24 protein-coding genes and 2 tRNA genes are annotated in these 24,361 nt (G+C 64.3%); 8 read left to right on the forward strand and 18 right to left on the reverse strand.

All coding sequences use genetic code 11. The features are described 5' to 3' along the window. Window positions 1-155: 155 nt before the first annotated feature. From J3474_RS15195 to J3474_RS15235, 9 genes are all read right to left on the reverse strand, one after another. On the reverse strand, window positions 156-506 hold the full coding sequence (locus J3474_RS15195; protein ID WP_207094712.1) for a hypothetical protein: 351 nt from the start codon (window positions 504-506) through the stop codon (window positions 156-158). A 130-nt stretch (window positions 507-636) separates the two neighbouring features. Then, window positions 637-1,827 (reverse strand): elongation factor Tu, encoded by a 1,191-nt coding sequence (tuf, locus tag J3474_RS15200; RefSeq protein ID WP_007011876.1) that lies wholly within the window; start codon window positions 1,825-1,827, stop codon window positions 637-639. 93 nt (window positions 1,828-1,920) lie between these two features. Next, window positions 1,921-3,993, reverse strand: coding sequence for an elongation factor G (fusA, locus tag J3474_RS15205; protein WP_013832929.1), 2,073 nt, complete (start codon window positions 3,991-3,993; stop codon window positions 1,921-1,923). A 120-nt stretch (window positions 3,994-4,113) separates the two neighbouring features. Beyond that, complete coding sequence (gene rpsG / locus J3474_RS15210) at window positions 4,114-4,584, reverse strand: 30S ribosomal protein S7 (protein ID WP_007011878.1); 471 nt, start codon at window positions 4,582-4,584, stop codon at window positions 4,114-4,116. 92 nt (window positions 4,585-4,676) lie between these two features. Continuing rightward, window positions 4,677-5,048, reverse strand: coding sequence for a 30S ribosomal protein S12 (gene rpsL / locus J3474_RS15215; RefSeq protein ID WP_007011879.1), 372 nt, complete (start codon window positions 5,046-5,048; stop codon window positions 4,677-4,679). 469 nt (window positions 5,049-5,517) lie between these two features. Further along, window positions 5,518-6,039 carry a DUF1993 family protein gene (locus J3474_RS15220; RefSeq protein WP_207094713.1) on the reverse strand — a complete coding sequence of 174 codons (522 nt, stop codon included), beginning with the start codon at window positions 6,037-6,039 and terminating at the stop codon, window positions 5,518-5,520. 145 nt (window positions 6,040-6,184) lie between these two features. Continuing rightward, entirely contained in the window at window positions 6,185-7,384 is a 1,200-nt protein-coding gene (locus J3474_RS15225; RefSeq protein WP_207094714.1) for a GGDEF domain-containing protein, read from the reverse strand. 212 nt (window positions 7,385-7,596) lie between these two features. Further along, window positions 7,597-8,391, reverse strand: coding sequence for a peptidylprolyl isomerase (locus J3474_RS15230; protein WP_207094715.1), 795 nt, complete (start codon window positions 8,389-8,391; stop codon window positions 7,597-7,599). A gap of 4 nt (window positions 8,392-8,395) precedes the next feature. After that, window positions 8,396-9,085, reverse strand: a complete 690-nt coding sequence (locus J3474_RS15235; protein ID WP_038576277.1) for a GcrA family cell cycle regulator — start codon at window positions 9,083-9,085, stop codon at window positions 8,396-8,398. A 97-nt stretch (window positions 9,086-9,182) separates the two neighbouring features. Here J3474_RS15235 and J3474_RS15240 point away from each other — a divergent pair, with 97 nt between their 5' ends. After that, window positions 9,183-10,061 (forward strand): ABC transporter permease, encoded by an 879-nt coding sequence (locus J3474_RS15240; RefSeq protein WP_041558878.1) that lies wholly within the window; start codon window positions 9,183-9,185, stop codon window positions 10,059-10,061. Window positions 10,062-10,591: 530 nt separating this feature from the next. On the opposite strand, the gene hspQ is transcribed toward J3474_RS15240, so the two are convergent. Continuing rightward, entirely contained in the window at window positions 10,592-10,972 is a 381-nt protein-coding gene (hspQ, locus tag J3474_RS15245) for a heat shock protein HspQ (RefSeq protein ID WP_013832924.1), read from the reverse strand. A 156-nt stretch (window positions 10,973-11,128) separates the two neighbouring features. On the opposite strand from hspQ, the gene J3474_RS15250 reads away from it, so the two are divergent. Beyond that, a tRNA-Ser gene (locus J3474_RS15250) sits at window positions 11,129-11,218 on the forward strand. A gap of 108 nt (window positions 11,219-11,326) precedes the next feature. On the opposite strand, the gene J3474_RS15255 is transcribed toward J3474_RS15250, so the two are convergent. The 5 genes from J3474_RS15255 to J3474_RS15275 all read right to left on the reverse strand — a co-directional run bounded on the left by J3474_RS15255 (window position 11,327) and on the right by J3474_RS15275 (window position 16,404). Beyond that, complete coding sequence (locus J3474_RS15255) at window positions 11,327-12,097, reverse strand: alpha/beta fold hydrolase (protein ID WP_013832923.1); 771 nt, start codon at window positions 12,095-12,097, stop codon at window positions 11,327-11,329. A gap of 110 nt (window positions 12,098-12,207) precedes the next feature. Further along, entirely contained in the window at window positions 12,208-12,792 is a 585-nt protein-coding gene (locus tag J3474_RS15260; protein ID WP_207094716.1) for a GNAT family N-acetyltransferase, read from the reverse strand. Beyond that, window positions 12,789-13,871, reverse strand: a complete 1,083-nt coding sequence (locus J3474_RS15265) for an alpha/beta fold hydrolase (protein WP_207094717.1) — start codon at window positions 13,869-13,871, stop codon at window positions 12,789-12,791. Before J3474_RS15265 ends, J3474_RS15260 begins: the two co-directional genes overlap by 4 nt. A 2-nt stretch (window positions 13,872-13,873) precedes the next feature. Then, a complete protein-coding gene (locus J3474_RS15270) occupies window positions 13,874-14,239 on the reverse strand; it encodes a hypothetical protein (RefSeq protein ID WP_013832920.1) in 366 nt (121 codons plus the stop codon). A 134-nt stretch (window positions 14,240-14,373) separates the two neighbouring features. Further along, window positions 14,374-16,404 (reverse strand): elongation factor G, encoded by a 2,031-nt coding sequence (locus tag J3474_RS15275; protein WP_207094718.1) that lies wholly within the window; start codon window positions 16,402-16,404, stop codon window positions 14,374-14,376. Window positions 16,405-16,561: 157 nt separating this feature from the next. On the opposite strand from J3474_RS15275, the gene J3474_RS15280 reads away from it, so the two are divergent. Genes J3474_RS15280 through J3474_RS15290 form a run of 3 tightly spaced genes read left to right on the forward strand, consistent with a single transcriptional unit; the run spans window position 16,562 to window position 19,210 of the window. Next, a complete protein-coding gene (locus J3474_RS15280; protein WP_207094719.1) occupies window positions 16,562-17,350 on the forward strand; it encodes a tryptophan 2,3-dioxygenase in 789 nt (262 codons plus the stop codon). Window positions 17,351-17,352: 2 nt separating this feature from the next. Beyond that, a complete protein-coding gene (locus J3474_RS15285) occupies window positions 17,353-18,513 on the forward strand; it encodes an aminotransferase class V-fold PLP-dependent enzyme (protein WP_207094720.1) in 1,161 nt (386 codons plus the stop codon). Window positions 18,514-18,526: 13 nt separating this feature from the next. Next, complete coding sequence (locus J3474_RS15290; RefSeq protein ID WP_207094721.1) at window positions 18,527-19,210, forward strand: type 1 glutamine amidotransferase domain-containing protein; 684 nt, start codon at window positions 18,527-18,529, stop codon at window positions 19,208-19,210. A 136-nt stretch (window positions 19,211-19,346) separates the two neighbouring features. Here J3474_RS15290 and J3474_RS15295 read toward each other — a convergent pair. After that, window positions 19,347-19,437, reverse strand: a tRNA-Ser gene (locus J3474_RS15295). Between the two features lie 76 nt (window positions 19,438-19,513). On the opposite strand from J3474_RS15295, the gene J3474_RS15300 reads away from it, so the two are divergent. Both J3474_RS15300 and J3474_RS15305 read left to right on the forward strand, forming a co-directional pair. Beyond that, on the forward strand, window positions 19,514-20,440 hold the full coding sequence (locus tag J3474_RS15300) for a peptidylprolyl isomerase (protein WP_207094722.1): 927 nt from the start codon (window positions 19,514-19,516) through the stop codon (window positions 20,438-20,440). After that, window positions 20,437-20,778 carry a DUF1905 domain-containing protein gene (locus tag J3474_RS15305; protein WP_013832217.1) on the forward strand — a complete coding sequence of 114 codons (342 nt, stop codon included), beginning with the start codon at window positions 20,437-20,439 and terminating at the stop codon, window positions 20,776-20,778. Before J3474_RS15300 ends, J3474_RS15305 begins: the two co-directional genes overlap by 4 nt. A 27-nt stretch (window positions 20,779-20,805) precedes the next feature. Here J3474_RS15305 and J3474_RS15310 read toward each other — a convergent pair whose 3' ends face one another. Beyond that, a complete protein-coding gene (locus J3474_RS15310; RefSeq protein WP_013832216.1) occupies window positions 20,806-22,899 on the reverse strand; it encodes a bifunctional (p)ppGpp synthetase/guanosine-3',5'-bis(diphosphate) 3'-pyrophosphohydrolase in 2,094 nt (697 codons plus the stop codon). 415 nt (window positions 22,900-23,314) lie between these two features. On the opposite strand from J3474_RS15310, the gene J3474_RS15315 reads away from it, so the two are divergent. Continuing rightward, window positions 23,315-23,644: a PilZ domain-containing protein gene (locus tag J3474_RS15315; protein ID WP_041558762.1), complete on the forward strand. Its 330-nt coding sequence runs from the start codon at window positions 23,315-23,317 to the stop codon at window positions 23,642-23,644. Window positions 23,645-23,663: 19 nt separating this feature from the next. Here J3474_RS15315 and J3474_RS15320 read toward each other — a convergent pair whose 3' ends face one another. Next, the gene (locus J3474_RS15320) at window positions 23,664-24,158 is read right to left on the reverse strand and encodes a MarR family winged helix-turn-helix transcriptional regulator (protein WP_013832215.1); all 495 of its coding nucleotides are present in this window, start codon (window positions 24,156-24,158) and stop codon (window positions 23,664-23,666) included. Window positions 24,159-24,361: the final 203 nt, after the last annotated feature.

Here is a 24,361-nt window from a genome sequence, read left to right on the forward strand (position 1 = left end):
ATTCGAGCCGCGCCCCTACACCGCATCCCGGATTCGTGCAAGCCCTTTGCGCCCCTTATTTTCGCCGATTTCCGCGGCCGCAACGAAATGATGCACCCAGCCTGATTCGCGAAACATTCGTCCAGGCCAAAAATACGCGGCAACGCACGGACCTGTCAGCGCTGCTTCTTCTTGCCGAGCGCGGCGTTGAAGTCGGGATCCTTGTTCGCAACCCAGCCGAGGAACTTCTCGATACGCGGGTCGATCTTCAGGAGATCGACATCGAGACCGTAGCGCTGAAGCTCGGAATTGGTGAAAGTGGTGATCAGCATGTTCTGGCAGATCGGGTGCATCGGCACCGTGTCGCGCCCTCCCCGGCTCTTCGGCACCGGGTGATGCCAGATCACCGTCTCGCCGCAGGGCCTGGAGCAGAGCCAGCAATCGGGCGGCGGCGGCGCTTCGGGTGCATCGTCGTCGTCCCTGAAGACGTCCTCTCTGGGACCGTGCTTTGAATACTTGCGTGCCATGCAGACGCCCTAAGCGCGGAGCGAGCCGGACGCCAGCCCCGGTGTCGGCTGCAAATGCCCTGCACAGCAAAAAGCCCGGCCTCCTTGCGGAAGCCGGGCCTTTGTCTCGGTCGCCCGAGGATCGCGAAGATTACTTCGTGATCGTGGCAACAACGCCCGAGCCGACGGTGCGGCCGCCTTCGCGGATAGCGAAGCGCAGACCTTCGTCCATGGCGATCGGAGCGATGAGCTTGACCGACAGGGTCACGTTGTCGCCCGGCATCACCATCTCGGTGCCCTCGGGAAGGATCACTTCGCCGGTGACGTCGGTGGTGCGGAAGTAGAACTGCGGACGGTAGTTCGCGAAGAACGGCGTGTGACGGCCGCCTTCGTCCTTCGACAGGACGTAGACCTCAGCCGAGAACTCGGTGTGCGGGGTCACGGTGCCCGGCTTGGCGAGAACCTGGCCACGCTCCACGTCGTCGCGCTTCAGGCCACGAACCAGCGCGCCGATGTTGTCGCCGGCTTCGCCCTGGTCGAGCAGCTTGCGGAACATTTCGACGCCGGTGACGGTGGTCTTCTGCGTGTCGCGGATACCGATGACTTCGACTTCTTCACCGACCTTGATGATGCCGGTTTCGACGCGGCCGGTAACAACCGTACCACGGCCCGAGATCGAGAACACGTCTTCGACGGGCATCAGGAAGGGCTTGTCGGTCGGGCGCGGCGGCTGCGGGATGTACTCGTCCACGGCCTTCATGAGCTCGAGGATCTTTTCCTTGCCGATGGCGTCGTCGCGGCCTTCGAGAGCGGCCAGAGCCGAGCCCTTGATGATCGGAATATCGTCGCCCGGGAAGTCGTACGAGGACAGCAGTTCGCGAACTTCGAGTTCGACGAGCTCGAGGAGCTCTTCGTCGTCGACCTGGTCGACCTTGTTCATGAACACGACGAGAGCCGGAACGCCGACCTGACGGGCGAGCAGGATGTGCTCACGGGTCTGGGGCATCGGGCCGTCGGCAGCGTTCACGACGAGGATCGCGCCGTCCATCTGGGCGGCACCGGTGATCATGTTCTTGACGTAGTCAGCGTGACCCGGGCAGTCGACGTGGGCGTAGTGACGCTGGTCGGTCTCGTACTCGACGTGTGCGGTCGAGATGGTGATGCCGCGCTCGCGCTCTTCGGGAGCCTTGTCGATGTTGGCGAAGTCGACTGCTTCACCGCCGAAAGTTTCCGAAAGAACCTTGGTGATCGCGGCAGTCAGCGTGGTCTTGCCGTGGTCGACGTGGCCGATGGTGCCAATGTTGCAGTGCGGCTTGTTCCGCTCAAATTTTGCCTTCGCCATCTTACAAACCTTCTTCTCGTTTGAAATTGAATCTGCGGGATAGATAGGCGACGCCCGCTGAATCAGGCGCCGCCCCTAGAACCATTCCTGCCCTTAGGCAAGCTTCTCCTTCACCTCGGCCGCGACGTTGGCCGGGACCTCGTCGTAGTGAGAGAAGAACATGGAGTAGTTCGCGCGGCCCTGGGTGAACGAGCGGAGCTGGTTCACGTAGCCGAACATGTTTGCCAGCGGCACGTTGGCCTCGACAACCTGGGCGTTGCCGCGGCTGTCGGTGCCCTGGATCTGGCCACGACGGCTGTTCATGTCGCCGATGACGTCGCCGAGGTATTCCTCGGGGGTGACGACCTCGACCTTCATGATCGGTTCGAGCAGCTTGATGCCGGCCTTCTGGGCGACTTCGCGCATACATCCGCGACCGGCGATTTCGAAGGCCAGGGCCGACGAGTCGACGTCGTGGTAGGCACCGTCATAAAGCACGATGTCGAAGTCGATGATCGGGAAGCCGACGAGCGAGCCGGTCTCGGCCGTTTCGCGCATGCCCTTCTCGATGGCCGGGATGTATTCCTTCGGAATGTTACCGCCCTTGACTTCGTCCTTGAAGGTGATGCCCGAACCGCGCTCGCCCGGCGTGACCTTGACCTTCACGCGACCGAACTGGCCGGTACCGCCCGACTGCTTCTTGTGGGTGTAGTCCACGTCGACCGGCTTCGCGAGGTATTCGCGATAGGCCACCTGCGGCGCACCGACGTTGGCTTCGACCTTGAACTCGCGACGCATGCGGTCGACGATGATGTCGAGGTGAAGTTCGCCCATGCCCTTGATGATGGTCTGGCCCGATTCGTGATCGGTCGAGACGCGGAAGCTGGGATCCTCGGCCGAGAGACGGTTGAGCGCAACGCCCATCTTCTCCTGGTCGGCCTTGGTCTTGGGTTCCACCGACAGCTCGATGACCGGCTCGGGGAATTCCATGCGCTCGAGAACGATCGGCGCCTTCTCCGAGCAGAGCGTGTCGCCGGTGGTCGTTTCCTTCATGCCGGCCAGCGCAACGATGTCGCCTGCGTAGGCTTCTTCGATGTCCTTGCGCTCGTTGGCATGCATCTCGAGGATACGGCCGACCTTTTCCTTCTTCTGCTTCACCGAGTTCAGGTACGAACCCTTCGAGAGCGTGCCCGAGTAGATGCGGCAGAAAGTGAGCGAGCCGACGAACGGGTCGTTCATGACCTTGAAGGCCAGCGCCGAGAACGGCGCGTCGTCCGACGGCGGACGGCTGTCGGGCTCGTCGCTGTCGACCTTGACGCCCTGGACGTCTTCGATGTCGAGCGGCGAAGGCAGGTAGTCGACGACGGCGTCGAGCAGCGGCTGAACGCCCTTGTTCTTGAACGCCGAACCACAAACGACCGGAACGAACGCGTGGCCGAGCGTGCCCTTGCGGATCAGGCGCTTCAGCGTGTCGACGTCGGGCTCGTTGCCTTCGAGGTACGCTTCCATGACATCGTCGTCCTGCTCGACGGCGAGTTCGATCAGCTGGCTGCGGTACAGCTCGGCTTCGTCCGCCATGTCGGCCGGAATCTCTTCATAGAAGAACTCGGCGCCGAGCGATTCGTCCTTCCAGATGATCGCGCGGTTGTGGACCAGGTCGACGAGACCCTTGAGATCGGACTCGAGACCGATCGGCAGGTAAAGCACCGCCGGGGTGGCGCCGAGGCGGTCGATGATCGACTGGACGCAGTACTTGAAGTCGGCGCCGGTGCGGTCGAGCTTGTTGATGAAGCACATGCGCGGAACGCCGTACTTGTCAGCCTGACGCCACACGGTTTCCGACTGCGGCTCAACGCCGGCAACGCCGTCGAAGCACGCAACCGCGCCGTCGAGCACGCGCAGCGAACGCTCGACTTCGATGGTGAAGTCGACGTGTCCGGGGGTGTCGATGATGTTGATGCGGTAGTCGCCCCAGAAGCAGGTGGTCGCTGCCGAGGTGATGGTGATGCCGCGTTCCTGCTCCTGCTCCATCCAGTCCATGGTCGCAGCGCCGTCGTGCACTTCGCCGATCTTGTAGGACTTGCCGGTGTAATAGAGGATACGCTCGGTCGTGGTGGTCTTGCCGGCGTCGATGTGCGCCATGATACCGATGTTACGGTACATATTGAGCGAATGGCTACGTGCCATGGTGAAGTTCCTTCAGCAGGAGTTTCTTGAAGGTGGGGCCGATCGCGAGATAGGCCCCCGCCCCCTGAATTGAAAGTGTGACGCCCGGATGACTTCACGTCCCGAGCGTCACGACGCTGATTACCAGCGGTAGTGCGAGAAGGCGCGGTTCGCGTCCGCCATGCGGTGCGTGTCTTCGCGCTTCTTCACGGCATTGCCGCGGTTGTTGGCAGCGTCCATCAGCTCGCCCGAAAGGCGGGCGGCCATGGTGGTCTCGGGACGGTTGCGCGCCGCCGAGATCAGCCAGCGGATGGCCAGGGCCTGGGCACGCTCGGGGCGAACCTCGACCGGAACCTGGTAGGTCGCACCACCGACGCGGCGGCTGCGCACTTCGATCTGCGGCTTCACGTTGTTCAGCGCATCGTGGAACAGCTGGACCGGATCGGCCTTGGCGCGCGATTCCATGGTGTCGAGCGCACCGTAGACGATGCTTTCGGCGACCGACTTCTTGCCGTCGAGCATGAGGTTGTTCATGAACTTCGACAGGACCTGATCACCGAACTTCGGATCAGGCAGGATTTCCCGCTTCTCGGGACGACGACGACGTGACATCGTTTAGAATTCCTTGTTCTTGCGACCGGGCGCTTTCGCCTTCCCGGCCGGTCAATCTTCATCGCGCGGCGCGGTAAAGCGCCGCTGCCGGATCACTTCGGACGCTTGGCGCCGTACTTCGAGCGCGACTGCTTGCGGTCCTTGACGCCCTGCGTGTCGAGCACGCCGCGCAGGATGTGGTAGCGAACGCCGGGAAGGTCGCGAACGCGGCCGCCGCGGATGAGCACGACCGAGTGCTCCTGCAGGTTGTGGCCTTCACCCGGGATGTACGAGATGACTTCGCGGCTGTTGGTCAGGCGCACCTTGGCGACCTTGCGAAGTGCCGAGTTCGGCTTCTTCGGGGTCGTGGTGTAGACGCGGGTGCAGACGCCACGCTTCTGCGGGTTCTGCTCCATCGCAGGGACCTTCGACTTGGCCTTCTGCGGTTCGCGGCCCTTGCGGACCAGCTGGTTGATCGTGGGCATCTATACTCTTCTTTCAAAATGGGAGTGCGATGGATCCGGCCCGTACCGTGGGCGCAGAACGCAAGCCACGGGACGGACCCGTCGCACCCCGGGTCATCAGGCCCGGCGGGTTCGAAAGACGAAGCATGATCGGAAGTCACGAAGGACCGGTTCTGACCGCCGTTACCGCATCAGCCTGATGGCGACGCCGACGAACCAGGACCCTGGCCGCAATCGTGAGCCGAAAAACACTCCACCCGGCACGAACCGCCGGATTACTTTGCCACCGGGTTTCCGAAAGCGCCCTTGCCCGAATCGGGACAAGACCAGCTGTCATGGGACCGATCCGGAGGCAAAACCGCCGGAAAAGCACCGAAAACACGCGAGCGACAATGTTCAGCTCTAAATCTTCCCCTGCGACCCGAAGCCGCAAAGGATGCGCGCCCTTAGGCGAGATCCCCCTTCGGGTCAAGGCGAACGGGGCGCCGGCTCAGGCTTTCCTGCGGGTCTGTCCGAGGAAATCCCCCTTGCCGAGGGCAACGCCCTGGCTGCGCAGAAGGTCATAGGCGGTCGTGGCATGGAAGAAGAAGTTGGGCAGCGAGAAGCTGAGCAGGAAGTTCGCGACAGTGAAGTCCATGCGGTAGCTCTTGAACTCGAAGCGCATGTCGCGATCGGCGATGGCGTCGAGTTCGCCCGGCGCAACGCCCTCGAGTGTCGCGATCGACTGGGCGACCTGTTCGCGCAATGTCGGGAATTCGCTCGGCACCGGATCGAGCTCGGGACCGAACACGCCTGCGCGAACGCCTTCGATCGCGCGGGCCGAATGATGCCCGGCCTCGAAGACCTGCTTGGCGAACGGCCACATGTCGGGCGCAAGCCGCGCCTCGGTCAGCGTCTCGGGCGAGACGCCGACTGCCTTGCAATGGTCTTCGGCCTTTTCGAGCTGCCCGGCCAACGCCCGCAGGATCTGCAGACATGTTTTCACATAGGCGTCATCGAGTGAAACGGACACGGCTCTCTATCTCCCTGAAAATGTTCGGGCTCGGGGTAGAGGAAGCCGCCGGTCAGCACAACCGGCCCGGCAGGCACAGCGCATATCCGTCCGCGCGAGTGCAATCAGGACTGCGCAGTCCGATTAGCGCGAATGGCCCGCCGGACTAGCTGTACTCGTGCTCGCCAGCCTCGTCGCCATGCTGCGACGCCTCACCTGCACCATCGGCGGGACTGGCCACCTGGACGCAGTTGCGCCCTGCACTCTTGGCCCGGAACAGGGCTTCGTCCGCCGCCCTCAGCGCCTCGCCGGACGTCTCGTAGGCATGGGCATCGGCCACGCCCGCAGAAAAGCTGATGCGCCCGAACGGAAGATCCGTCGCGCGGTTGACGAACTTGCGGGTCGCAAGCTTCTCACGCGCATTGTCGAGGATATCCATGGCTTCCTGCGCGGTTTTGCCGCGCAGCAGGACAACGAACTCCTCACCGCCGTGGCGCGCGACGTGGCACCTGTCGTTCGAGATCTTTGCGAGCGACTGCGCCACCGTACGCAAGATACGATCGCCCGCCTCGTGGCCGTGGACGTCGTTGATGCGCTTGAAATTGTCGATGTCGCAGAAGGCGACGGCCAAGGCGTCTCCCACCTCGCGCGAGTCCCCGAATTCCTGCTTGAGCACGGCCTCGAAGGCGCGGCGGTTGGGCAGGCCTGTCAGGTGATCCATCTCCGCCTCGCGCCGCGCGTCCGCCAGGTTCTTCTGAAGAGCGCGGGTTTCGCGTTCCGAACGGCTCAACTCGCGCTCGATATCGCGGGTGCGCGAGATCATGTCGCGCGCCAGCGAGGCCAGCTGCACGATCACCTCGTTCGCATTGCCCACGGCCCCAAGGTCGCCAACATGGGCCTCAAGCGCCGAATTGTAGTCGTTTGTCGCCGTTCGCGCGGCAGTGGTGGTGGCGGCAAATTCCGCAATCGACGATTCGAGGCGCATCACCAGATGGTGGAGCTGCTCGCCCGAATTGTCGCGGCTCTGAGCAATCACGACATCCTCGAGCCAGGCCAGTGTGATCGGCTCCCGGCTGCTGATGCGGTCGGCCACGAGCCGCCCGACCATGGGATTCGCCCCGGTTACGATGTCGTGCGCGATCTCCAGCGTCGCTACCGACACCGGCAGGCGATGCGTCAGCAGGAAACTGGTGATCTCCGCCAGCGTCTTTTCCCGCATGCGCTCGCGCGGGTCCGCCAACTGCGGCGCGGCTTCGGCTGCAGGCGCAGCCTGCTCGTGCGCCTCGCCGTCCGCGCCTAGGGTCTTGCCCAGCCCGAACCAGCGCATGAAGCCCCCCCGGGCCTGACTGTCGTCGTTTGCCGTCATGCGCTCGGTTAACGACAAAACCGTGGTTAATTTAAGTAGTAATAGTCGGGATCTGGATAAAAACTTTCTGGCAAGCATTGAAATCGGCCATAAAGCACGTTCCGTGCATTTTGCGCAATCGCCGCACCGCGCGCCGGCGGACAAGCACGCGGGTCTTTAGTTGACCGCCCAAAGTCGAATCACCGGGCGGGCAAGTAAACTATGGGTAACGATCAGTCGGCGCCGTCCGCCGCTTCTTCCTCGCCCGCGATGGTGGCAGGTGCCAGTGCCGATGGCTCCGGCGCAGGTACGGTGGAAGCGTGCGGCGGAGCGGCGACCCGGCGAGCGCCGATGATCTTCACCTCGTCCTCGAGAATGTCGCCCTTCATCACGCCTTCACCCTTCGTGGCCGAGCGCGGCATGTCCCAGATCTTGCGCACGACATCCATGCCGGAGACGACATGACCGAAGGCGGCGAAACCGGCGCCGGGATCTTCGCCTTCGTTGTCCGCCTGCGCGTCGAGCGCAGGCATGTCGGAAATGAGAATCATGAAATCGGCCGTGGCAGTGCCCGGCGCGAAGCGCGCCATCGAAACGGCCCCTGCCTTGTGCAGGATGCCCGTCCTGTTGGTCGGCTCATGGGCCACGGGCGGGAAAAGCTTGGCGCCGTCGCGCACCCCGCCCTGCAGCAACCCGGCCGGCTCGTCGCTGTAATCCAGGTGCATGGCCCGGTAGAACACCGCGCCATCCAGGCGTCCGGAATCGACGTACTTGAGGAAGTTCGCGGTGGTCAGCGGCGCATGCGTCTTGTCGAGATCGAGCGTGATCGCGCCGGCGGGCGTCTTCAGCTCGACATAGACATGCTCGACCCTTTCAGGAGCCGCGGGAGCTTGAGCCACGGCAGGCGGCGCGGGCACATCGCCGGGCGCCTCGGCCTGCCGGGCACCGGCCGGCAAAGCGAGCGCGGCCAGCGCGAAAGGTGCGGCCATGGCGGCAAGAACCCTGCCCGGTCGCACCTTCGCCTTCATCGGATCAGCGCACCCGTGGTCCACCGAAAGGCAGCGGCGGAGGTGGACGGCGCGCGCCGCGCGGCAGCTGGGCCTGATAGGCGCGGCCGCAGTGCTGGACGCAATAGGGGAAGCCGGGGTTCACCTTGTCGCCGCAGAAGTGGAAGTCCGGCTCGCCCGGGTGCCCCATCGGCCAGCGGCAGATGCGGTCGTTGAGGTCGAGCAGGCTCGTCTTGTCGGCGATTTCCGGGCTCGGCTTGGCCGGAACCAGGCGGCGCGGCGGAGCGGGCGGGATCGGCTGCTGCTGATCGCCGGGCCCCTGACGCAGGAAGCCACCGGGACCGACCGAGACGATACGCGGCTGCTCCGAGGCGGGCTTGTCCGCAGCAGGGGCTGCCGGCGCAGAAGGCGCAGCGGCGCGCGGAGCCGGCGCGGCCGGAGCCTGCGGCACAGGCCTGGCCACCGGCGCCTCGGCCTTGGGGGCTGGCGCAGCTGGCGCTTCGGAGGCGGGCTTCGCCTTCTTGGGAGCCGCCGGACGAGCCGGCTTCTCGTTCGCCTTGACCGGCGAGGGCCGGGCCTTGAGACCGAGGCGATGCGCCTTGCCGATAACCGCATTGCGGCTGACGCCTCCAAGCTCGTCCGCGATCTGGCTGGCAGTGGCGCCGCCTTCCCACATCTTGGTCAGCTTCTCGATCCGCTCGTCCGTCCAGCTCATTCCTAATCCATCTTTCGCGCTGGGCGACTCCGAAGAATCGCCCGAAAAAGTTCCATGCCGCTTGCCTCGGAAGACCGCAGCCGATAGTCGCCGCTTCATGGCCGATCAAACGAATTCGACCGAGATGCTGACTCCTGCCGGTATCCCGCAGCCACGCCAGTTTCCGACGAAGGGCGAGCCTGTGATCCACCAGGTGAACTGGGTGGGGCTCAAGACCCTTTATATGAAGGAGGTGCGCCGCTTCTTCAAGGTGCAGACCCAGACCATCTGGGCACCGGCGATCACCACCCTTCTCTTCCTCGTGATTTTCACTGTCGCGCTGGGTCGCGGCGGGCGCGAAATCCTGGGCGTGAACTTCGCGACTTTCGTGGCGCCGGGCCTGATCGTCATGGGCATGATGCAGAACGCCTTCGCCAATGCGAGCTTCTCGTTCCTCTCGGGCAAGATCCAGGGCACGATCATCGATTTCCTGATGCCGCCGCTCAGCGAAGGCGAACTGATGCTGGCGATGGTCGCCGCCGCCGTGACCCGCGCCGTCCTCGTCGGCTTGGCCCTTTGCGCGGCGATGCTGCTGTGGCCCGGCGTCGACTTGTCGGTAGCCCACCCCTGGGCGGTCGTCTGGTTCGGCCTGATGGGGTCGGTCTTCCTTGCCCTGCTCGGCTTCATATCCTCGATCTGGGCGGAAAAGTTCGATCACAACGCGGCGGTGACCAACTTCGTCATTGCCCCGCTCTCCCTGCTGTCGGGCACGTTCTACGTGATCGATAACCTTGCGCCGGCTTTCCAGGCGGTGAGCCGCGTCAATCCGTTCTTCTACGTCATCTCGGGCTTCCGTTTCGGCTTCCTGGGCCAAAGTGATATCGGCGATACCAACATGGCCGTTCTGCACAGCGCCATCGGCATCGGCATTGTCAATGCCGTACTGGCCTTCGTGGTCTATCGCGTGCTCCGTTCCGGCTGGAAGCTCAAGGGCTGAAGCATGGGCGAAGGGGTGCCGGAACCTTGCCCGGCAACTCCGGAGCGCCGCGGGCGGCATCTGACGAATAGTCAGTCGTCCGATGATATTCCGACCTCGTGCCGGGACTGACTTCCTCTTACCCTGCAGGCAGGCCTCTGCTCGATCTGGACTGGCTCGACTTCAATCTGGGCATACGGGCTCCACGACCACGCGGGCAGCGACGAGTTCCGCCTCATCTCCCCGAAAACGTCATCGCTTCCGAGGAGGTCATGGCGCCGATGCCCCCCGGCTGCGCAATACGGCGCCCCCCAAGGGAACGGGCAGCTCCCTGTCGATGCTCTCGCCGGGGTAAGCGACCTGGCCGTTCTGCGCGGCGTGGAATGCCATGAGGCGCAGGGTTACTAGCTGGCGCAGCCGAGTGCCGCCAAGGTCGTGACTTAACTGTTGCAAGGCCTGCAAGGCGCAGGCCGGATATCCTCGAAGCGGCTTCAGATCAGGAACGAGCGCATCGCCCGACCGCCGCCGCGAAGCCCGCCCTCAATGATGAATCAGTGAGCCAGACCGCGGCGCAACTGGTAGCGGCCGTTCCGGAATTCCTCGAAGATCTCGCTGACGGAGGGATGATCCACAGGCCCGCCCTCGGCATCCTCGAGCAGGTTCTGCTGACTGACGTAGGCGACGTAGCTGGAATCCTCGTTTTCAGCGAGGAGATGATAGTACGGCTGCTCGCGGCTGGGGCGCAGTTCCAGCGGGATCGACTGGTACCATTCCTCGCTGTTGGCGAAGACCGGATCGATATCGAAAATCACGCCGCGGAAGTCGTGTTGCTTGTGGCGAACGACGTCGCCAATCGCGAATCGCGCCCGCGTCTGGAACGGCGCGTCGATGACGCGTCCGGCCTGTGGCGAAAAGAAGGACGCTCTGTTCATGACCGCAAATATAGGTTTTGTGCGGGTGCGAAACAAGCGACGCCCCAAGAATACCCACAATTTCCCAATCAGGGGGTTGGCAAGCTCAAACAAGTGGGCTAACGGCGCGCTTCGCTCGACCCGGCGGGACTTTCCCGCTCCATCGCGATCTCTAGCGGAGAGGTGGCAGAGAGGTCGAATGCGCCGCACTCGAAATGCGGTGTACGGGCAACCGTACCGTGGGTTCGAATCCCACCCTCTCCGCCATTAACTTACTGAAAATGCGTTAGACTATCCCCTTCGGGGACACTGCAGGACATGCTGCCGCGCGGGTGTTCCGGTGGCTGCTTTGCCGCGCCTTTCCGGCGCCCCGGATCAGGCGTAGAAGCTGGCGAAAGGCGCGCTGGGCTGGAAGGATTGCCATTGTCCTTCGACCTGCCCGAGACGGTCCGCGATGACGTGAAAAACCGCCGGATTGGTCATGAAGCCGAAATGGCTCGACACTACTTCGACGTTTTCATTGATCTCGTCGGTATCGCCGAGGCAGTTTTCCCAGGCGGTGACACCATCTGTCCTGCTGAACACGGCCGTCGAGGGAATCGGCAGGGCATCGGCACCGATGCGATAGCGCTCGACCATCTTGGCCGAAGTGAAATCGTTGCCGGTGGCGAACTGGTAGACCGTCTGCAGGTTGGTCGCGCGCGGATTGCCGGAGAACGGACTGCCCAGCGAGATCACCTGCCTCAGGTCATCCGGATCGCGCCGCGCCGCCTCGCGGGCGATGACCCCGCCCAGGCTCCACCCGACCAGGCTGACCTTGCGGCCGGTATCGCTGCGGATGGCCCGGATGCGTTCGGCGATGTATTCGCCGTTCTCGCCGACGGTGTGCTGGTCGAAGTTCCACCCCAGGTCCATCGGATAGACGTCATAGGAAAGCTGCTTGAGGAAGCTGCGCAGGAGAATCGTCATCGTATCGTTGGTGGCAAAGCCCGGCAGGACCACCACCGGATGACCATCTCCGCGCGGAGAGAGCGACAGCAGCGGGCTGAGCGCCACGAGTGCGCCGGCTTCCATGAGGCACCGCGCCGGCTCAAGCAGGGCCAGGCCGAGGAACGGCGGACGAATGGCGGCAGTCTTGTGCTCCATGCGCGTTCAGGCCCTGCCGATGTGCGCGGGGATATGGAAACGGGTCATGAGAACTCCTGTAACTGTCCGCGCGGGGCCATCGCCATGTGCGGTCGGGGGAACGACAGCGCCTAGAGGCTATATGCCGTCCGCGTGGACGCATAACGCTCGAGATTGAGCGCCATGATGACAATGTCGCTGGTCGCACCCGCGGCGTCGCGGACCTGATCACGCAGCAGCGCTTCGGGACGAAAGCCCAGTTCCTCGAACATGCGCAGCGCGCCTTCCTGATCGGGCGTCATCTGCACCGTCAGCTTCTCCACGTCTTCGCCCAGCGCCTGGTCGACGCAATGCATCGCCAGCAGGCGGCCCAGACCCATGCTGCGGCTGTCCACGCCCACGAGGATACGGATATCGGCGACATGGCTCGACCAGCTCAGGCGGTCGCGGACCAGCGCGGTGCAGCCGTGGACCTGACCTTCGGCATCGACCGCAAGCAGGCTGCTGATCGATCCGCCCTCCTCGGTCTGGTCGATCCAGGCGGACACGACCTTCTCCTGGCGGATATCGCGCTGAAGGAACAGCAGGTCGTGGGCCGGCAGCGATTGCGCGAAGGCCAGGATCGCGTCCCGGTCGCCGCGCTCCATCGGACGCAGGTTGACGCAGGACTCGCCCAGTTCGAGCCGGGTGGGGGCAATATCGTTGCTGATCGTCATGTCGATCGTACTCCAAGCCAGTCGTCTATATGGGGCCATAGGCGCCGGACTGCAGCGGGTCCCGCGACAAGGCTGACATGGCCGCCTTTTGAAACGATTTCGTGTCTGTCCTTCGATCCCGTCAGCTGCATGAGCGGCTGCGTCGCCTCGTGACTGACGATGTGATCGTGCTGCGCCACGATGTTGAGCAGCGGACAGGTGATGCCCGACAGGTCGACCATTTGGCCGCCCACTTCGAGCGTGTTCTTCGCCAAAGCATTTTCCCACATGAGCCGCGTAATGATCTCGCGGAAGTATTCGCCGGGAACCGGGAGGGTTTCTGCCGCCCAGCGGTCGAACATGCGGTAGGACTTCACGTAGTCATCGTTCCACATGTTGTTCCAGAGCGTCATGCGCCCCGCCGTGCGATTGGCCGGACGTGACAGGTCGAAAGCGCCGAGCATCACATCGGCGGGGATGACACCAAGCTCGCGCACCAGCAGGTCGACATCGAAGTAGCGCTTGTCCGCCCAGGCCTGGAACAGCTTCATGTGCGTGAAGTCGATGGGCGTGGCGATTGCGATCAGGTTCCTGACCGCGGCAGGATGCAGCGCGGTGCAGATCGTCGCCAGCGTTCCGCCCATGCAATAGCCGGCCAGCGAAACCTCGGTTTCCTGCGTGATCTCCTGGATGGCGGCGAAGCTGTCGGGCAGGAAGCGGTCGACATAGTCGGCAAGGCCCAGCCCGGCTTCCCCACGCCGGGGAGGATTCCAGTCGAGGTTGTAAACGTCGTAGCCGCATTTGAGCATGAACTCGACGAAACTCTGTCCGGCCGCGAGATCGAAGATGTAGCCCTTGTTCGACGGCGGCGAGACGATCAGCAGCGGCACCCGGTAGATCTCGTCCAGCACCGGTTCGTAGCGGTAGAGAACCGCGGTTCCATCGCGATGGATGACTGTCTTGGGCATCGTCCCGACCGGCGCGCGGTCGGCGATGAGGAGGTCGAGCCCCTTGATGTTGCGCTTGAGCGCCCGCTCAATTTCCTGTTCGACGCGCTGGGCGATGGCGTCGCTGTCGAGCGGTGATGGCTCTGCCGCCAAAGTCAGCCGGCCTTGCCTGCCGGCTTGCGGGTTCTGCGCGGCTCCTGCTTGCCTTCGCGAACGGGGCCGTCCTGCGCCAGCTTGTCGAGCGCGATGCGCAGCTGGGCGATCGAGTCCTCTATGGCATCGAGGCGATCGGACAGCCCTTCCACCTGGGCCTTGGTCGGCAGGTTGAGCGACTGCAGGACGTTCTCAAGCTGGTCGGTCACGGTTCTCTGCGCAACCAGCATCATCTTGGTCGCCTGCCCCATGATCGCGCTGAACTGCTCGCTCTCGGTGAACTTGCCTGACCAGGCGTTGATTTCGAGCTCCCAATCCTGAACGAACTTCTGCCAGGCGGCGAGCGGGTCATAGGGCGCATTGCTCATGGGCACTACAATGCTTTGCACCAGCGGCAGTACAACTAGCCATAAAGAGAGATTCGCGCGGATAATGGCGAGGAATGCCGCCATCGCCCTGCCCGGGATGGCGGCTTTCCTCGCGCATGGTCCGCGCTTCGGCGTCAGGCCGGTTCGAGGCGCCCCTGAATGATCGCGCTTGCCAGCTTGCCGTTGACTTCGGCAAAGTGATCGAAGCGCGCCACGAACTGCGCCATGCCCTGACTGAGCGAACGCAGCTCGCCGTCGAGCCCTGCCAGTTCGGCACCGGGCAGCAGCATTTCGATGACGTCCCAGCGCGACCAGCCCTCGAGCGGGACAATACCGAGCATCTGTCCTCTCCGGCTTGCCAGGTGCGAGGTCACGCGCGAGGTCGCCGAGCCCGGGACGCGGATCGCAACATGGGCAAAGGGTTCGAGCAGATAGGGTCCCGCCGCAGCCAGTGCCTCGCTCATCGCCAGCCGCCCGGCCAGCCGGAACGCCAGTTCGGAACTGTCGACGGTATGGAAGGAGCCGTCGACCAGGGTAACGGCAACGTCCACCACCTCGAAGCCTAGCGGCCCGCTCTCCATCGCATCGCGCACGCCGTGTTCGACCGAGGGTATCCACTGCCTGGGCACCGCGCCGCCGGTAATGCGCTCGTCGAAGCGGAAGCCCTCGCCGCGCTGGAGCGGGCGAACCTCGATCACCACGTCGCCGAACTGGCCATGGCCTCCCGACTGCTTCTTGTGCCGTCCGCGCTGCGTCACCGCCTTGCGGATGGTCTCACGATAGGGAATGGCCGGCGCGCTGGCGGAAACGTCCACCCCGTAACGGCGCTTGAGCCGCTCGAGCGCGACCGCGAGGTGTTCGTCCGTACGGCCACGGATCAGCATTTCATGGGTCATTTCGTCGGGCGCCCATGCGAGTCCGGCATCTTCCTCCACCAGCTTGCCGATGGCGGCAGACAGGCGCACTTCGTCCTTGTGGTCCCTGACCTCGATGGCGAGCGCACAATTGGTTGGCGGCATCGCCGGAGGCTCCGCAGGTTCAGGCCTGTTCCCCGCCATGCCAAGGCGCTGCCCGGCGCAGACATCGTCGAGCTTGGCGATCCCGACGACATCGCCCGGATCGGTCTGCTGCAGCTTGTTCGCCGCGCTGCCCTGCAAGGCGAAGAGCGCCCCTGCCCGCACCGCCTCGCCGCTTTCGTCCACCCAGTCGGCCCCCTCACGGACCTCACCGCCGAACAGGCGCATGAGCGCGAGGCGACCGACCGAACTGCCGTTCATGATCTTGAAGACCTGCGCAGTGTTCGGGCCGATGCCAAGGCGCTCCATCGCCTGTTCCATCGGCGGCGTGTCATGCCGCAGCATCTTGAGCAGACGCCGCACGCCGAACCCGTTGATCGCCGAACCGAACAGGACCGGCACCGCCTGCCCTTGCGCCGTTTCGCGGGTCAGGTCGCCGAAGATGACATCGAGCCTGGGAACTTCGTCCAGCAGCAGTTGCTCAAGGAGAACGTCGTCATGATCAGCCAGTTGCTCCAGCATGTGAAAGCGCGCTGCGGTCTCCACTGCCTCGAGATCGGCGGGAATCGGTATCTGTTCGGAGGGCTTTCCAGGCCGGTAGTGATAGGCCCGCTCCAGCGCCAGATCGACGAAGCCGTCGATGTGCTCGCCGTCGCGGATGGGGATCTGCCGCGCCACCAGCGCCGAGGCGCTCAGCGGCTGCAGCGTTTCCAGCAGTTCCTCGATGCTGCCGCGCGCCTGATCGATCCTGTTGACGAAGATCGCCCGCGGAATGTCCATCGCCTCGAGCTGACGCAGGATCGGCTCCGCCTGCGGGCCGCGCACGGGATCGGGGTCGATCACCACCAGAGCGAGGTCGGCCACCGCAAGCGCCTGCTCCGCATCGGCGGAAAAGCCGGGCGCGCCGGGGACGTCGAGCAGGACGAAAGGCTCGTCCATCCAGCCAAAGCGCATGAGGTTCAGCTCGGTCGACCCGCCTCGGGATCGGGCCTCGGGACTGGCATCGCCCACGCTGTTGCCGTCCTTGACTGCGCCCAGTCTGGTAATCGCTCCTGCCGCGAACAGCATCGCTTCTGCCAGACTCGTCTTGCCTGCGCCCGTCGGTCCGACGAGCGCAATGACTTTCGCGCCGTTGCTGGTTGCCTTCATGTCGCTCTCCTCGCGCTTGCATCTCCTGAAGTCCTGCCCGCTCTTGTGGCGGTGCGCCGGAGTCGCGAGGATCCTCCCAGAACCGGGCCAATGCAAGCGAAACGAGGGATAGTCCCCTGCGCTTGCGGACCGCCGGGGCTTGGTCCAAACCTTGATCATGACAGACATGACTTACGCGCGCTACCTGGCGCTCGACGATCTTCTCGCCGCCCAGCACCCCGTCTCCGACGAACACGACGAGCTGCTGTTCATCGTCATTCACCAGACCAAGGAACTGTGGCTCAAGCAGATCCTGTCCGAACTGCACCTCGCCATCGGGCTGGTGCAGCGCGACGCCCTGGTCGAAGCCTACAAGAGCCTCGCCCGGGTCAGCCGCATCCAGTCGGTGATGACGCTGGCCTGGGAAGTCCTCGCAACAATGACGCCCAGCGACTACTCGACCTTCCGCCCGGTGCTGGGAAGCAGTTCGGGCTTCCAGTCCGACCAGTTCCGCACGATGGAATTCCTGCTCGGCCTCAAGCAGGCGGGGCATCTCGAATTCCAGGCCGACCGGCCCCATGCGCGCGCGGCGATGGAGAAGGCGCTCCAGCAGCCCAGCCTGTGGGATGAGGCCAATCGCGCGCTCGCCCGCGCCGGCTTCGCGCTGCCGCCCGAAGCGCTTGAGCGCGATTTCAGCGCGACTTACGAACCCTCGCCCCAGGTCGAGGCGGCATGGCTGGAAGTCTACCGCGATCCGCACCGTCACTGGGACCTCTACCAGCTCGCCGAAAAACTGGTCGACATCGACGATGCCCTGTCCACCTGGCGCCACAAGCACGTGCTTACGGTCAGCCGCATCATCGGCGGCAAGCCCGGTACCGGCGGGACATCGGGCGTGCCCTATCTCGCCTCGACCGTGACCAAGCGCGCCTTCCCCGAACTCTGGTCGCTCAGGACCAGCCTTTAATCATGGGCACCTCTCACAAGCACCTGTTCAGCCGCGCCATCGGGGCTGCGCCCGGCAGGCTGCACTTCGCCGCCCATTCGCACCACTTGTGGCCGGATGCCTCGCATGACGGCCACCTTGCCTGCTGGCAGGACGCAGCCGCCCTTGCCGACCGCAAGTGGGATCGGATCATGGGCGAGGTCTGGCCCGAAGCGCAGCGCCATGTTGCCGCCGAGCTGAACCTGCCCGACCCATCCACCGTCGTCTTTGCGCAGAACACGCACGATTTCTTCGTGCGCATCGTCTCGGCCCACCCGCGCCGTCCTTTGCGCATTCTGGCCAGCGACGGCGAGTTCCACAGCTTTCGCCGACAGGCCGCGCGCTGGCTGGAGGCAGGCGTGATCGAACTGGAAACGGTGCCCCTCGCCGGAGAGGACTTCGAGGACCGTTTCCTCGCCCGCGCGCAAGAGGGCGATCACGATCTCGTCTGGATCAGCCATGTCATGTTCGGCACCGGACAGGTCTTCTCGGGGCTCGAGCGGCTTGCCGAGATCGCCCGGCCAGAAGGGCCGTGGGTCGTGGTAGACGGCTACCACGGCTTCATGGCTGCCGAGACCGACCTGTCGCGCGTTGCCGACCGGCTGTTCTACCTCGCAGGGGGCTACAAGTACGCCATGTCCGGCGAAGGCGTGGCGATCATGCACGCTCCGCCCGGCCTTGGCGAAAGACCGCAGGTTACAGGCTGGTATGCCGAGATCGCCGACTTGTCCGATCCATCGGGCCACGTCGAATATGCCGCCGACGCGCGGCGCTTTCTTGGCGCCACCTTCGATCCCTCCGGGCTCTACCGCTTCAACGCGGTGCGCGCGATGCTGGCGCAGGAGGGCCTAGATACCGCGGCGATCAGTGCGAAGACCGAAAGCCTCAAGCGCCACCTTCTCGCAAACATCGCGGAAACCCCGCTTGCCGCAGCCACCTTGCTCAACCCGCCCGGCCCCGGACCGCAAGCGCGCTTCCTTGCCTTCGCGCATCCCAGTGCCCAGCTATGGAAGGCAATGCTCGGCCGCGAGGACGTGATCGTCGATGTCCGAGGCGACGTCCTGCGCATCGGCTTCGGGTTATACCACGATGAAAGCGACGTGGACGCCCTAGTCGACGCCCTCGCCCGGCTGCCGAGAACGTAACAAGGAGTTGTCCATGAAAGTCCTGATCGTCCTCACCTCCCACGATCGGCTCGGCGAGACCGGCCACAAGACCGGCTTCTGGCTCGAGGAACTCGCCGCGCCCTATTACGCGCTCAAGCAGGCCGGCGCGCAGATCACCCTTGCCTCGCCCAAGGGCGGCCGCCCCCCGCTCGACCCCAAGAGCAACGAGCCCGACTTCCAGACCGACGAGACCCGCCGCTTCGAAGCGGACCCCGAAGCGATGGGCGCGCTGGCGCAGAGCGTCCGGCTGGCCGAAGTGAAGGCCGAAGACTTCGACGCGGTCTTCTACCCCGGCGGCCATGGCCCGCTCTGGGACCTTGCAGAGGACAGCCATTCGATCGCCCTGATCGAAGACTTCCTCGCCGCGCAAAAGCCCGTCGCTCTCGTCTGCCATGCCCCCGGGGTCCTGCGCCACGTACGCAAGCCCGACGGCCAGCCGCTGGTCGCAGGCAGAAAGGTGACCGGATTCACCAACTCCGAAGAAGCCGCCGTCGAACTGACCGACGTCGTTCCCTTCCTTGTCGAGGACGAACTGAAGGCCAAGGGCGGCCAGTTCTCCAGCGGTCCCGACTGGCAATCCCACGTCGTGAGCGACGGGTTGCTGATCACGGGCCAGAACCCCGCCTCCTCGGCCGCAACGGCAGAAGCGCTGACGCAGGCCCTGCAGGCCGCGTAATCGGGACTTTGGCCAGCAGCGAAAGGCGATGCGGCGCCTTTACAACCCGTCTTCCGGGTTGACCGCCGCACAGAACGTTGGCCGCGCCTTCCAGACGCATCCTAAACTACTGATTTTTTGCGCAATTTAGGATGATTGGCGGAGCGGGAGGGATTCGAACCCTCGATACGGGGTTACCGTATACACACTTTCCAGGCGTGCGCCTTCGACCACTCGGCCACCGCTCCGCATCGCTGGTGAGCGGGCGCCCTAGCGTGGGATCGCGGGTTTCGCAAGACATCTGGTGATGGCATGAGACACTTCATGTGCAAATACTTGCTGGCCGGCATCGCGGCCCTCGTCCTGCCCGCTTCCGCATTCGGCCAAGATGCCGAAGTTCCGGCCACGCCCAATGGGATCGTCGATGCGGCGCCTGCGGCGGAGTGGCTTCCGATCGAGCAGCGCGATCTGCTGGTCATGGACCTTGCGCCCGGCCCGTCAGGCAAGGTCCGGCGCGTCGTGATCCAGCTCATTGCGGCGCCTTACGTGCAAGGATGGGTGAGCAATATCCGGACGCTTGCGGCGCGGCACTGGTACGACGGCCTCGCCATCGTCCGCACCCAGGACAACTACGTCGTGCAATGGGGCGATCCCGATGGGGAGGACCCGAAGAAGGCAAAGCCCTTGCCCGAGGGGCTGCGAATCATGACCGAGGACGACTATGTAGTGCCAGCTGCCGGCATGGACACCGGCGCCAGCACGAAGCTGCTCCGCGATGCCTATGCCAGCCTGGCCGGCTTCGATCATGGTTGGCCGGTCGCGACCGACGGCAAGAGCATGTGGCCGGTGCATTGCTATGGCTCGGTCGGCGTCGGGCGCGACCTTTCTCCCGATACCGGCACCGGCGGCGAGCTCTACGCCGTCATCGGACAGGCCCCGCGCCAGCTCGACCGCAACATCGCCGTCGTCGGCCGGGTGATCGAGGGGATGGAGCACCTTTCCGCCCTGCCCCGCGGCACCGCGCCCATCGGCTTCTATGCCACGCCGCAGGAGCGCACGCCCATCGTCTCCGTGCGCACCGGCGAATCGCTTACCGACCTGCCGCGCTACGAATATCTTTCCACTTCCAGCGCCAGCTTTGCCGCCTATCTCGACAAACGCGCCAATCGCAGCGACGCCTTCTACATCCACCCGGCCGGCGGCGTGGACGTCTGCAACGTGCCCGTCCCCGTAAGACGCGCAGCACAATGAAGGAACGAAGCGTCAACCCGATCGTCGAAACCCTGACCCATACCGGGCCGCTCTGGCGCTGGACCGGCGCATCGGGTAGCGGCACCTGGCACTTCCTGACAATTGACGGCGAGGCCGGCGAAGCGCTTTCCGGCACTGCCGTCATGCGCAAGCTGGAAGGGACGGCGCGCGGGTTCGGCTCCCTCAAGGTCAAGGCCCGGATCGGCGCAAGCGCGTTCGCGACCTCGGTCTTTCCATCCAGAAGCGACAACGGCTGGCTGCTGCCGATCAAGGCCGCCGTGCGCAAGGCAGAGGGCCTTGCCGAAGGTGACTGGGTCGAAGTGGTACTGGAGTTCTAGGCGCAGGACCGCATCTTTGGCTGCGCTCTAGATGCGCTCTGCTTCGGCGACCGCCTGACTGGCGCGCAAGGTACCCAAGATGCGGGTCAGATGCGCAAGGTCGGCCACTTCCAGATCGACCTCGTAAGTGCCGAAAGGCTCATCGCGGTGGATCACCTGGATATTGACGACGTTGGCGCGGTTGGTGGCGAAGGTCTGGGTCACATCGGCCAGCGTGCCCGGCCGGTTGTACAGCACGAGCCGCAGGCGGCCGACCGCGCCGGTGGTTCGCGATCCCCACGAGAGGTCGAGCCAGTCCGCATCGACGCCGTTGGCGAGCGTGAGGCAATCGATGGTGTGGACTTCGACCTTGTGGTCGGGACGGCGCAGGCCGACGATGCGGTCCCCGGGAACCGGGTGACAGCAGTCGGCCAGTTCGAAGCCCATGCCCGGCGTCAGGCCCTTGATCGAAATCGAGACCTCGCTGCGGGTCCAATCCGGATCGTCGGGCAGTTCGGCAGTGCTGCCGGGCACGAGCGCTTCCATGACCTCGCGGTCGGACAGGCGCGCCGAGCCGATCGCGAACATCAGGTCTTCCTCGTCGCGCAGCTCCAGCCGCCGCACGGCCGCCTCGATGGCCTTCTTGCCGATACGCGTAGGTAGTTGCCCGGCAATCGCATCGAACAGCTTGGAGCCGATCGTGGCGATTTCCTGGTGTTCCTTTGCACGCACCGCACGGCGAATCGCGGCCCGGGCCTTGCCGGTGACGACGAAGCCCAGCCAGGACAGCTGCGGTTCGGACGAGGTGCTCTTGATCACTTCGACAACATCGCCATTGGCCAGCTGCGTGCGCAGCGGCACATGGCGGCCGTTGATCTTGGCGCCGACCGCGGCATTGCCGAGATCGGTATGGACGGCATAGGCGAAGTCGACCGCGGTCGATCCCTTGGGCAGCTGGTGCAGTCGTCCCTTGGGGGTAAAGGCGAAGATGCGGTCCTGATAGATCGCCAGCTTGGTATGCTCGAGCAGTTCCTCGGCATCGTGGCTGGCATCGACGATCTCGATCAGGTCGCGCAGCCAGCCGACCTGCCCGTCCGGCCGCGTGCCGCCCTGCTTGTAGGCCCAGTGCGCGGCCAGGCCGAACTCGTTGAGGCGGTGCATCTCGCGGGTGCGGATCTGCACTTCCATGCGCATCGAGTTTTCATAGATCAGCGCGGTGTGCAGCGACTGGTAGCCGTTCGACTTGGGCGTCGAGATGTAGTCCTTGAAGCGACCGGGGATCATCTGCCAGTGCTGATGCAGCACGCCGAGCGCGCGGTAGCAGTCGTCCGGCGTCTCGGTCAGGACGCGGAAGGCCATGATGTCGGTGATCTGCTCGAAGGTGACGTGACGCTCGGCCATCTTGCGCCAGATCGAGTAGGGATGCTTTTCTCGGCCGGTCACTTCGACCTGGATGTCCGCTTCGGCAAGCGCCTGCTTGATGGCCAGGGCGATGGCGTCGACCTGCCCGCCTTCCTGGCTGCGGATCTGCGCGAGGCGTCCGGTGATCGTGGCATAGCCTTCGGGCTCGAGCTGCTCGAAGGCCAGCAGCTGCATCTCGCGCATGTACTCGTACATGCCCACGCGCTCGGCGAGCGGGGCATAGATGTCCATCGTCTCGCGGGCGATGCGCTTGCGCTTGTCCGGGTTCTTGATGAAGTGGAGCGTGCGCATGTTGTGCAGCCGATCGGCCAGCTTGACGAGCAGGACGCGCAAGTCCTCGCTCATCGCCAGCAGGAACTTGCGCAGGTTCTCGGCCGCGCGCTCGTTCTCGGTCATCACCTCGATCTTGGAGAGCTTGGTGACGCCATCGACCAGTCGGGCGATGTCCGCTCCGAACAGCTTCTCGATCTCTTCGATCGTGGCCAGCGTGTCCTCTACCGTGTCGTGCAGGAGCGCGGTGATGATTGCCTGCTGGTCGAGCTTGAGCTCGGTCATCAGGCCCGCGACTTCGACCGGGTGGCTGAAATAGGGATCGCCGCTCGCGCGCTTCTGCGTGCCGTGCTTCTGCACGGTATAGACATAGGCGCGGTTGAGCAGGGCCTCGTCGGCCTCCGGTGCGTATTCCTTTACGCGTTCAACGAGTTCATACTGACGCAACATGCTGGGAGATCCTTGTCAGGATTTTGTGTGCTGCGGCAAGAGCCTCGTTAAATTCATGCAATCTTTGCAAGTGATAACCGCGCGTAAACCATGGCAGGCCCGCCGCTCCGTCATGCCGCGCACGGCGATTGCCCGGCCATCGCCTGCAGATGCCAGGCGCCGTGGCCTGATGTAGCGGTCATTAATTCAAATAAACGTTCACAAACAGAGGATTAGAGTATGCCCAGTGCGCGTTGAGGAAGGGCCCCGCGCGCACCAGCCAGCCAATAATCCACGCCCTATGCAGGCCCGATGCAAGGAGTGGAATTCAATCGATTGGATGTGGCTACCCACGGGCCGCACGTTAAGATCTCGGAAACTTCGCCACCGCACAATCCCTGATACCGTACCTCGGCCTACCGGGAGGCGATTTTCGATGAGCATGCATACCCCCCTGCACGGCGCGGAATTTGCGCCTCGCTCGCAAACAGAACGCGAACCGCGCCTGCGCACACTGATAGGTGCCAGCATGGACTGCGCCGGCCTGCCCGATCAGGATGTCTTCGTGCGCAATGTCTCCGAACATGGCATGGGCCTCATATCCCACGCGATGACCCCCCGCTGCGGCGAAGTGGTGCACCTCAGGCTGCGCGGCAGTCATGTCTTGCGCGCGCAAGTGCGCTGGGCCCGGGGCGACGACTTCGGCGTCCTTCTGGCCGATCCGCTCGACATGGCCACGCTGGGGCTGTCCGGAGAACCTCAGTAGGCCGCCACGCAGAGGCTCTCTAGCCCTGCAGCCTGCGGTCGATGGGGCCCACGTCCAGCAAGGGCGCGGCGTCGATGTCCGCTGCGTCCAGCAGAAGGCAGAGCCGCTCAAGTCCTGCGAGGATCATCGCCTGTTCCCAGGTCGGCAACTGCGAGTAGCGGTCGCGGAAGCGTTCCTGCAGCATATCGGGCGCACGCGACAGGACTAGGCGCCCATCATCGGTGATCCGCAGGAGCACCTGACGCTTGTCGCGATCGCTGCGCTGGCGCGTCACGAGACCCAGCACGACAAGGCGGTCGACCAGCGTCGTGATCGTCGCCTGGCTGAATTGCAGGGCGCTGGCAACGGCACTGGGGATCGCTTCGCCGCGCCGCTCGATCTCTTGGAGGACGAGCAACTGCGACGTCGTCAGGCCGGTCGCGGCGGCAAGCTGCCTGCCGCCCTGTTCGGTAGCGCGTTGAAGGCGCCGCAGCGCACGCAGGGTTGGATGCAAGAAATCGGTGTCCACGGCCATTTCCTACTTTTTGATGACGGCCGCGACAATGGATTTTCGCTTCGCAGATCGAAGTATATCACCGACCGCGTCTGACGGGCTGCGCTGCAGAATAGTGCCCTTCGGGTTGATAAACCGGCGATAATGCGCAAGTACCCTGCGCTCAAACTCTGGCGCGCCCGCAAGTCCGGCGGAAACTTTCCTTTGGGAGGCGAATTATTTCC

It is taken from the genome of Novosphingobium sp. PY1 (assembly GCF_017312445.1).
GTDB lineage: Bacteria > Pseudomonadota > Alphaproteobacteria > Sphingomonadales > Sphingomonadaceae > Novosphingobium.

What these genes read in the sequence shown, in the direction of transcription:
- J3474_RS15195 (WP_207094712.1), bottom strand. Translation starts at nt 506, where the DNA reads ATGGCACGCAAGTATTCAAAGCACGGTCCCAGAGAGGACGTCTTCAGG.
- tuf (WP_007011876.1), bottom strand. Translation starts at nt 1,827, where the DNA reads ATGGCGAAGGCAAAATTTGAGCGGAACAAGCCGCACTGCAACATTGGC.
- fusA (WP_013832929.1), bottom strand. Translation starts at nt 3,993, where the DNA reads ATGGCACGTAGCCATTCGCTCAATATGTACCGTAACATCGGTATCATG.
- rpsG (WP_007011878.1), bottom strand. Translation starts at nt 4,584, where the DNA reads ATGTCACGTCGTCGTCGTCCCGAGAAGCGGGAAATCCTGCCTGATCCG.
- rpsL (WP_007011879.1), bottom strand. Translation starts at nt 5,048, where the DNA reads ATGCCCACGATCAACCAGCTGGTCCGCAAGGGCCGCGAACCGCAGAAG.
- J3474_RS15225 (WP_207094714.1), bottom strand. Translation starts at nt 7,384, where the DNA reads ATGACGGCAAACGACGACAGTCAGGCCCGGGGGGGCTTCATGCGCTGG.
- J3474_RS15230 (WP_207094715.1), bottom strand. Translation starts at nt 8,391, where the DNA reads ATGAAGGCGAAGGTGCGACCGGGCAGGGTTCTTGCCGCCATGGCCGCA.
- J3474_RS15235 (WP_038576277.1), bottom strand. Translation starts at nt 9,085, where the DNA reads ATGAGCTGGACGGACGAGCGGATCGAGAAGCTGACCAAGATGTGGGAA.
- J3474_RS15240 (WP_041558878.1), top strand. Translation starts at nt 9,183, where the DNA reads ATGGCCGATCAAACGAATTCGACCGAGATGCTGACTCCTGCCGGTATC.
- hspQ (WP_013832924.1), bottom strand. Translation starts at nt 10,972, where the DNA reads ATGAACAGAGCGTCCTTCTTTTCGCCACAGGCCGGACGCGTCATCGAC.
- J3474_RS15255 (WP_013832923.1), bottom strand. Translation starts at nt 12,097, where the DNA reads ATGGAGCACAAGACTGCCGCCATTCGTCCGCCGTTCCTCGGCCTGGCC.
- J3474_RS15260 (WP_207094716.1), bottom strand. Translation starts at nt 12,792, where the DNA reads ATGACGATCAGCAACGATATTGCCCCCACCCGGCTCGAACTGGGCGAG.
- J3474_RS15270 (WP_013832920.1), bottom strand. Translation starts at nt 14,239, where the DNA reads ATGAGCAATGCGCCCTATGACCCGCTCGCCGCCTGGCAGAAGTTCGTT.
- J3474_RS15275 (WP_207094718.1), bottom strand. Translation starts at nt 16,404, where the DNA reads ATGAAGGCAACCAGCAACGGCGCGAAAGTCATTGCGCTCGTCGGACCG.
- J3474_RS15280 (WP_207094719.1), top strand. Translation starts at nt 16,562, where the DNA reads ATGACAGACATGACTTACGCGCGCTACCTGGCGCTCGACGATCTTCTC.
- J3474_RS15285 (WP_207094720.1), top strand. Translation starts at nt 17,353, where the DNA reads ATGGGCACCTCTCACAAGCACCTGTTCAGCCGCGCCATCGGGGCTGCG.
- J3474_RS15290 (WP_207094721.1), top strand. Translation starts at nt 18,527, where the DNA reads ATGAAAGTCCTGATCGTCCTCACCTCCCACGATCGGCTCGGCGAGACC.
- J3474_RS15300 (WP_207094722.1), top strand. Translation starts at nt 19,514, where the DNA reads ATGTGCAAATACTTGCTGGCCGGCATCGCGGCCCTCGTCCTGCCCGCT.
- J3474_RS15305 (WP_013832217.1), top strand. Translation starts at nt 20,437, where the DNA reads ATGAAGGAACGAAGCGTCAACCCGATCGTCGAAACCCTGACCCATACC.
- J3474_RS15310 (WP_013832216.1), bottom strand. Translation starts at nt 22,899, where the DNA reads ATGTTGCGTCAGTATGAACTCGTTGAACGCGTAAAGGAATACGCACCG.
- J3474_RS15315 (WP_041558762.1), top strand. Translation starts at nt 23,315, where the DNA reads ATGAGCATGCATACCCCCCTGCACGGCGCGGAATTTGCGCCTCGCTCG.
- J3474_RS15320 (WP_013832215.1), bottom strand. Translation starts at nt 24,158, where the DNA reads ATGGCCGTGGACACCGATTTCTTGCATCCAACCCTGCGTGCGCTGCGG.